Genomic DNA, 8192 nt, shown 5'->3' on the forward strand with positions numbered 1-8192 from the left:
GTTCTACACCCCTAACGCAGCTTTTAAGGCTTCAGCTACAGTAGAAACTCCGATTAACTCTACCCCTTTAGGACCTTGCCAGCCGCTTAAATTATTGGCAGGTAATATAACCCGTTCGAAACCTAACTTTGCGGCTTCCTGAACACGCTGTTCAATTCTGGAGACCCTTCTCACTTCTCCTGTTAACCCAACCTCGCCTATAATACAATCCGTGGCACGTGTAGGTTTATCACGGAAGCTTGAAGCAATGCTTACGGCAATCGCTAAATCGATGGCTGGTTCATCTAACTTCACGCCCCCAGCGACCTTAAGATACGCATCTTGATTCTGAAGCAGCATTCCCATCCGCTTCTCTAAAACTGCCATTAATAATGGCACACGATTATGGTCAATACCTGTTGCCATTCTTCTTGGGTTTCCAAAACTTGTCGGAGAAATTAAAGCCTGGATTTCAACAAGTACAGGGCGAGTCCCTTCCATCGACGCAACCACAGTGGAGCCTGCCGCGCCATGTGACCTCTCTTCAAGGAAAATTTCTGAGGGATTGGCAACTTCATCAAGTCCAAATTCTTTCATCTCGAAAATACCCATTTCATTGGTTGATCCAAAACGGTTTTTTACTGCACGCAAAATACGATACGTATGGTGCCTTTCCCCTTCAAAGTAAAGAACAGTATCTACCATGTGCTCGAGCAGCCTTGGTCCAGCTATGGACCCCTCTTTTGTTACATGACCAACAATAAAGATAGCAATTCCCTTTGTTTTTCCGATTCTCATTAATTCAGATGTACATTCACGAACTTGTGAAACGCTCCCTGGTGCAGATGTTACTTCTGGATGGAAAATAGTTTGAATCGAATCGATAATGACAAAACTTGGGTTTGTATTTTCAATAGTCCGATTAATCTCGTCTAAATTGGTCTCAGCGTATACGAGGAGATTGTCAGATTTAATTCCTAGTCTTTCAGCTCTTAGCTTTGTTTGCCTCAGCGATTCCTCGCCGGATATGTATAAAACCTGATTCCCTTTATTCGCAAGCTGCGAGGATACCTGTAAAAGGAGAGTCGATTTACCGATACCAGGGTCACCGCCGATTAAAACCAGTGATCCTTTTACTACTCCTCCGCCTAAAACCCGATTAAGCTCATTGAGATCGGTAAGAATTCTCGGTTCAGACAATGATTCAATTGCCGTAATTGGCGTTGGTTTCGAAGCTAGTGTTGAAACTCCCTGAGAATGAGCAAATGCGCCCCTTCTATTTCCACCGGTTACCTCAACTTCCTCCACCATTTTGTTCCATTCTCCACAGCCTGGGCATTTTCCTAACCATTTAGGAGATTCATACCCACACTCCTGACACATGAACTTCGTTTTTCGTTTGACCATTTCCTATCTACTCCTAACTCTAAATAGAAAAAGAGGTACACGGTCGAGACTTATAACGTGTACCCCTTTTTTGGGGGCGGTTCTCTTGCTTTTCTGTGGTTAGTGTCGCCACAAGAACCGTCCCCATGGCTTTTTGCTTTGGTTATTTAGTTAGAGTTGTTTTTTCTGCCGTTCTAACTATGAACTCACCATTATCAACATCAATTATAACATGCTGCCCTGTTAATACTGTACCTTTTAATAGTTCTTCAGAGAGGCGGTCCTCAATATGCCTTTGAATAGCTCTGCGTAGTGGTCGAGCACCGTATTCTGGGTCGTAACCCTCGATAGATATCTTATCCTTAGCTGCATCGGTTAATTCTAAAGAAATATGCTGTTCTTTTAAACGTTTTACAAGCTGGTCAGATAAAAGTGTAACAATTTCTCCAAGATGCTTTTTCTCTAAAGCATGGAAGACAATGATTTCATCAATACGGTTTAAGAATTCAGGACGGAAGGCCTTTTTCAATTCTTCCATCACTTTACCTTTCATATCCTTATAATCCTGTTCCCCATCTTGAATGTTAAAGCCGACATATTTGTTACGTTTTAGCGCTTCTGCACCAACGTTAGAAGTCATAATCAGAACCGTATTACGGAAGTCAACCGTTCTTCCTTTTGAATCCGTTAAGCGGCCGTCCTCTAGAACTTGCAATAAAATATTAAATACGTCTGGATGTGCTTTTTCAATTTCATCAAGCAGGATAACGGAATATGGTTTTCTACGTACCTTTTCCGTTAATTGACCGCCTTCTTCGTAACCTACATATCCTGGAGGAGATCCAACCAAACGAGAAGTAGAATGCTTCTCCATGTACTCTGACATATCAATCCGAATCATGGCGTCTTCATCACCAAACATGGCTTCAGCAAGTGCCCTGGCCAATTCGGTTTTCCCTACACCAGTAGGACCAAGGAAAATGAAAGAGCCAATAGGACGTTTTGGATCCTTTAAGCCTGCTCTGGCACGACGAACAGCTTTTGAAACAGCCTTAACGGCTTCTTCTTGACCAATCACACGTGAATGGAGGAGTTCCTCTAAGTTTAGTAACTTAGCTGTTTCTGTTTGAGCAAGCTTGGAGACAGGAATTCCAGTCCAGCTTGAAACCACACTAGCAATATCCTCTACAGTAACTTCACTGTTTTCTTTACCTTGCTTTTCTTTCCACGTTTTCTTCGTTTCTTCCAGCTGCTCACGAAGACGCTGCTCCGTATCTCTTAGAGAGGCTGCTTTTTCAAATTCCTGGCTTTGAACGGCAGCATCCTTCTCTTTGCGTACTTCCTCTAACTTCACTTCTAATTCTTTTAAATTTGGCGGTGTCGTATAGGAACGTAAACGAACCTTTGATCCCGCTTCATCAATTAGATCGATTGCCTTATCCGGAAGGAATCGGTCAGAAATATAGCGGTCAGATAATTTTACGGCTGCTTCAATGGCTTCATCCGTAATCGAAACACGGTGATGGGCTTCATAACGATCACGAAGACCTTCTAGTATACGAATGGACTCTTCCGCCGTTGGTTCGTCAACACGAATCGGCTGGAATCGTCGTTCTAATGCCGCATCCTTCTCAATATATTTTCGGTATTCGTCCAGTGTTGTTGCACCGATACATTGTAGCTCTCCACGTGCTAAAGAAGGTTTTAGGATATTAGAAGCGTCAATTGCCCCTTCTGCTCCTCCTGCCCCAATTAACGTGTGTAATTCATCAATAAAGAGAATGATGTTACCGGCCTGGCGGATTTCATCCATTACCTTTTTCAAACGGTCCTCAAATTCACCGCGATATTTGGTACCCGCTACTACGGTACCCATATCTAACGTCATAACCCGCTTATCACGAAGAATTTCCGGTACCTCATTATTTACAATTTGCTGTGCAAGGCCTTCAGCGATAGCAGTTTTACCTACGCCCGGTTCACCGATTAACACTGGGTTATTTTTTGTACGGCGGCTTAGTACTTCAATTACGCGCTGGATTTCTTTACTTCTTCCAATAACAGGATCTAAACTGCCTTCTCTTGCGATGGCTGTTAAATCTCTTGCAAGGCTGTCAAGGGTTGGAGTATTAGCACTTACTGATGCTCCTCCCTGATGACCTCCAGATTCATTACTGCCTAGTAATTGTAGTACCTGTTGACGCGCTTTATTTAAGCTTACTCCAAGATTATTAAGAACTCTTGCAGCAACACCTTCACCTTCACGGATTAAACCGAGCAGGATATGCTCTGTTCCAACATAGGAATGTCCTAGTTTCCGTGCTTCATCCATAGATAATTCAATTACCTTTTTTGCCCTTGGTGTATAGTGAATCGTTTGGGATGCTTCTTGGCCTTTCCCGATTAACGATTCCACTTCTTTTTGAATTTTTTCTGAACCTAATCCAAGCCCATAAAGTGCTTTTGCGGCAATGCCCTCTCCTTCACGGACTAAACCTAATAAAATATGCTCTGTTCCAATATTGTTGTGCCCAAGTCTAATTGCTTCCTCTTGTGCTAAAGCTAATACCTTTTGAGCTCTCTCAGTAAAACGGCCAAACATCATATTCCATTCCTCCTCACCTTTTATCCTGCTCCATTTTTAGTCGTTCTCGAATTAATGCTGCTCGTCGTATATCTCTTTCATTTGCCCTTAAATGCCCTCCTGCATACTGCTGCAAGAATCCAGGCTGGGTTAGAATCATTAATTCATTTAATATATTCTTAGGCAAATGATCAATGTATCCCATATCAATTCCAAGTCGAACATCAGAAAGGCATTTCGCAGCCTCTTTTGACTCAATAATCCTACAGTTTGATAACACACCGTATGATCGGAACACTCTGTCTTCTAATTGTATGTTTGAAGTTTTGCGTAATGCTTCACGAGCGGACCTTTCTTGTGAAATTAACTGGCTTACAACACCTTTTAAGTCACGGCAGATATCCTCTTCCGATTTCCCCAAAGTAATTTGATTGGAGATTTGAAATATATTTCCGAGCGCTTCACTCCCCTCACCATAAATCCCTCTTACAACAAGACCCAGCTGATTAATAGCCGGAATAATACGATTGATTTGCTGTGTTAAAATTAAACCTGGTAAGTGCATCATCACTGAAGCACGAAGTCCTGTTCCAACGTTTGTAGGGCAGCTAGTTAGATAGCCATGCTTCTCATCAAAACCAAAGTGAATGTGGCTTTCCAGCCAATCATCTACTTCATTAGCAGCCTCTAATGCCTCCGTTAGTTGCAGCCCGGGAAACAAACACTGAATGCGAATGTGATCCTCTTCATTAATCATAATACTTACTTCTTCGTTTTCGGTTAGTAGAACCGCACCATAGGGTGAGTCTTCTGCTAAATTAGGGCTAATCAAATGCTTTTCTACTAAAACTCTTTTTTGTAGAGGCTGTATGTCATCGATTTTCAATAATTCCATTTGCCCAAACTTTGTAAAGTTGGATTCACGCAGTATTTCTTCCATTTTCAAAATAATCGATTGTGCTTCTTCATGCGAAAATAGTGTCGGAAATTTAAAGTTCTCAAAGTTTCGGGCTAAACGGATTCGGGAACTTAGGACGATATCAGAATCAGGTCCCTCCTCGCTCATCCACGAGCTGACTGCTTGATTGATAAAACGTTCAAGCGACACGTTATTCCCCTCCCTTACTACTGCCAGGTAGTTCTTTTTCGAGTGTACGAATTTCATCTCGAATCATAGCAGCTTTTTCAAATTCCTCTTGTTGAATTAACTCTTTTAATTCATTTTTAAGATTTTCAACTTGTTTTTTGAGTTGAATTCCTCCACCAATTCTCCTTGGGATTTTACCGCTATGGGACCAATTCCCGCTGTGAAGTCTCCTTAAAACGGGTGGAAGCTGCTCTTTAAATGTTTCATAGCAATGGGCACATCCAAAACGTCCGACTTTAACAAATTGCTGAAATGTCATGGAACATCTATTACATTGAAGTACTTCTTCTTGATGAAACGTATTTTGATTTTGTTTTTGAACAGTAGGATCAATATTTAATAGACCCGCCAATAGGTTATTAAAAGTAAGGCCAGAACCTCCAGTAAACATAAACATCTCGCCCTTTTCTTGGGCACATTTTTCACAAAGGTTTACCTCAGTTTTTTCACCGTTGATGATTTTTGTAAAATGCAGTGCAGTAGGCCTTTGATTACATTCCTGGCAAATCATTTTTATTCACCTCTCTAGCTGGTATAGATTATTTATATTTCAATGATGTTAACATCGCTTTCAACATTCTTGCACGTAATTCGTCTCGGAATGGAAGATCAATATAAAGAACTGAACGGTCAATAACACTCAACATAATTTTTGCCTCGCGTTTTGTAATTATCTCCTCATGGACTAGCCTGTAAATTACATCCTCTGCAGTAGTTTGTGCGATACGCTTATCAATGAGTGACAGCAAATGGTCAATTAAGTCGACTAAATCATGGGACTGAACCTTCATGATTCGGATATAGCCGCCTCCGCCGCGTTTGCTTTCTACGATATACCCTCGTTCAATGGTAAAGCGCGTATTAATGACATAATTGATTTGTGATGGTACACATTGAAATTTATCCGCTATTTCACTGCGTTTAATTTCCACATGCTCTTGGTCACTCATTTCTAATACTTGTTTTAGATACTTTTCAATAATATCGGAGATGTTTCTCATCTTCCCACCTCCTTCTGACTTTGACTATATTTGACATTAATTATACTGAAAATTTTATGTAGTTGCAATCAACATGCTACTAATGATTTTCTCCATATTTCGCAGGTGTGAAACCTGTTTTGGTTTATTAATTTGTTTTTAGGTAGTTAGTAATGGTAGGAAAGCTTTGTGGGTTTTGATTCCCTTTTTCCTAGGAAAATTAAGTTTGAGGTAATCAAAAGGAAGGTTTGGTTCCCTATATCCTTTAAAAGTCTAATTTAAGGGCAACGAAAAGAGGTTTTAGTTCCTTCTATCGGGTAAAAATCAAGCTCAAGGGAATCAAAAGTTAATTCTACTATCCTGTAATTCCGAACAAAACAAAAAAACACAACCCTTATCAGGTTGTGTTTCGTTTTGCCTGGCAACGTCCTACTCTCACAGGGACAAAGTCCCAACTACCATCGGCGCTGAGAAGCTTAACTTCCGTGTTCGGTATGGGAACGGGTGTGACCTTCTCGCCATTATTGCCAGACTATTAAATTGAGGTATCATTCCCTCAAAACTAGATAATTTCAGAAGAAGTTTGTAAAACGAGTTCGCTTTAAAATTGGTTAAGTCCTCGAACGATTAGTATCAGTCAGCTCCACACGTTACCGCGCTTCCACCTCTGACCTATCAACCTGATCATCTTTCAGGGTTCTTACTAGCTTGACGCTATGGGAAATCTCATCTTGAGGGGGGCTTCATGCTTAGATGCTTTCAGCACTTATCCCGTCCGCACATAGCTACCCAGCGATGCCTTTGGCAAGACAACTGGTACACCAGCGGTGCGTCCATCCCGGTCCTCTCGTACTAAGGACAGCTCCTCTCAAATTTCCTGCGCCCACGACGGATAGGGACCGAACTGTCTCACGACGTTCTGAACCCAGCTCGCGTACCGCTTTAATGGGCGAACAGCCCAACCCTTGGGACCGACTACAGCCCCAGGATGCGATGAGCCGACATCGAGGTGCCAAACCTCCCCGTCGATGTGGACTCTTGGGGGAGATAAGCCTGTTATCCCCGGGGTAGCTTTTATCCGTTGAGCGATGGCCCTTCCATGCGGAACCACCGGATCACTAAGCCCGACTTTCGTCCCTGCTCGACTTGTAGGTCTCGCAGTCAAGCTCCCTTGTGCCTTTACACTCTGCGAATGATTTCCAACCATTCTGAGGGAACCTTTGGGCGCCTCCGTTACTCTTTAGGAGGCGACCGCCCCAGTCAAACTGCCCACCTGACACTGTCTCCCACCCCGATAAGGGGTGAGGGTTAGAATTTCAATACAGCCAGGGTAGTATCCCACCGACGCCTCCACCGAAGCTGGCGCTCCGGTTTCTCAGGCTCCTACCTATCCTGTACAAGCTGTACCAAAATTCAATATCAGGCTACAGTAAAGCTCCACGGGGTCTTTCCGTCCTGTCGCGGGTAACCTGCATCTTCACAGGTACTATAATTTCACCGAGTCTCTCGTTGAGACAGTGCCCAGATCGTTACGCCTTTCGTGCGGGTCGGAACTTACCCGACAAGGAATTTCGCTACCTTAGGACCGTTATAGTTACGGCCGCCGTTTACTGGGGCTTCGATTCAGAGCTTCGCTTGCGCTAACCCCTCCTCTTAACCTTCCAGCACCGGGCAGGCGTCAGCCCCTATACTTCGCCTTGCGGCTTCGCAGAGACCTGTGTTTTTGCTAAACAGTCGCCTGGGCCTATTCACTGCGGCTCTTCGAGGCTATTCACCTCAAAAAGCACCCCTTCTCCCGAAGTTACGGGGTCATTTTGCCGAGTTCCTTAACGAGAGTTCTCTCGCTCACCTTAGGATTCTCTCCTCGCCTACCTGTGTCGGTTTGCGGTACGGGCACCTTTTATCTCGCTAGAGGCTTTTCTTGGCAGTGTGGAATCAGGAACTTCGGTACTATATTTCCCTCGGCATTACAGCTCAGCCTTAATGGTAAGCGGATTTTCCTACTTACCAGCCTAACTGCTTACACGCACATATCCAACAGTGCGCTTACCCTATCCTCCTGCGTCCCCCCATCACTCAAACGATAAAGAGGTGGTACAGGAATATCAACCTGTTG

Annotated in this window: 5 protein-coding genes and 2 rRNA genes (1 of these 7 cut by a window edge); all 7 read right to left on the minus strand. The window is 43.3% G+C overall.

The genetic code is table 11. The annotated features are described in order from the left end of the window. Nucleotides 1-3 precede the first annotated feature (3 nt). Nucleotides 4-1386, minus strand: a complete 1383-nt coding sequence (gene radA, locus QFZ28_RS01710) for a DNA repair protein RadA (RefSeq protein ID WP_307193080.1) — start codon at nucleotides 1384-1386, stop codon at nucleotides 4-6. A gap of 142 nt (nucleotides 1387-1528) precedes the next feature. Next, nucleotides 1529-3970, minus strand: coding sequence for an ATP-dependent protease ATP-binding subunit ClpC (gene clpC, locus QFZ28_RS01715; protein ID WP_307193081.1), 2442 nt, complete (start codon nucleotides 3968-3970; stop codon nucleotides 1529-1531). Nucleotides 3971-3983: 13 nt separating this feature from the next. Next, nucleotides 3984-5057 carry a protein arginine kinase gene (locus QFZ28_RS01720; RefSeq protein ID WP_307193082.1) on the minus strand — a complete coding sequence of 358 codons (1074 nt, stop codon included), beginning with the start codon at nucleotides 5055-5057 and terminating at the stop codon, nucleotides 3984-3986. A 1-nt stretch (nucleotide 5058) separates the two neighbouring features. Then, nucleotides 5059-5607, minus strand: coding sequence for a UvrB/UvrC motif-containing protein (locus QFZ28_RS01725; protein WP_307193083.1), 549 nt, complete (start codon nucleotides 5605-5607; stop codon nucleotides 5059-5061). A gap of 28 nt (nucleotides 5608-5635) precedes the next feature. Further along, nucleotides 5636-6097, minus strand: a complete 462-nt coding sequence (locus tag QFZ28_RS01730; RefSeq protein WP_307193084.1) for a CtsR family transcriptional regulator — start codon at nucleotides 6095-6097, stop codon at nucleotides 5636-5638. A 395-nt stretch (nucleotides 6098-6492) separates the two neighbouring features. Continuing rightward, a 5S ribosomal RNA gene (gene rrf, locus QFZ28_RS01735) occupies nucleotides 6493-6608 on the minus strand. Nucleotides 6609-6683: 75 nt separating this feature from the next. Beyond that, a 23S ribosomal RNA gene (locus tag QFZ28_RS01740) occupies nucleotides 6684-8192 on the minus strand; it runs 1428 nt beyond the window's last position.

This window comes from Neobacillus niacini (assembly GCF_030817695.1).
GTDB classification, from domain to species: Bacteria; Bacillota; Bacilli; order Bacillales; family Cytobacillaceae; genus Neobacillus; species Neobacillus niacini_F.

Bases quoted from the DNA above. Each gene is read 5' to 3' on its own strand.
- radA (WP_307193080.1), bottom strand. From the start codon at position 1,386: ATGGTCAAACGAAAAACGAAGTTCATGTGTCAGGAGTGTGGGTATGAA.
- clpC (WP_307193081.1), bottom strand. From the start codon at position 3,970: ATGATGTTTGGCCGTTTTACTGAGAGAGCTCAAAAGGTATTAGCTTTA.
- QFZ28_RS01725 (WP_307193083.1), bottom strand. From the start codon at position 5,607: ATGATTTGCCAGGAATGTAATCAAAGGCCTACTGCACTGCATTTTACA.
- QFZ28_RS01730 (WP_307193084.1), bottom strand. From the start codon at position 6,097: ATGAGAAACATCTCCGATATTATTGAAAAGTATCTAAAACAAGTATTA.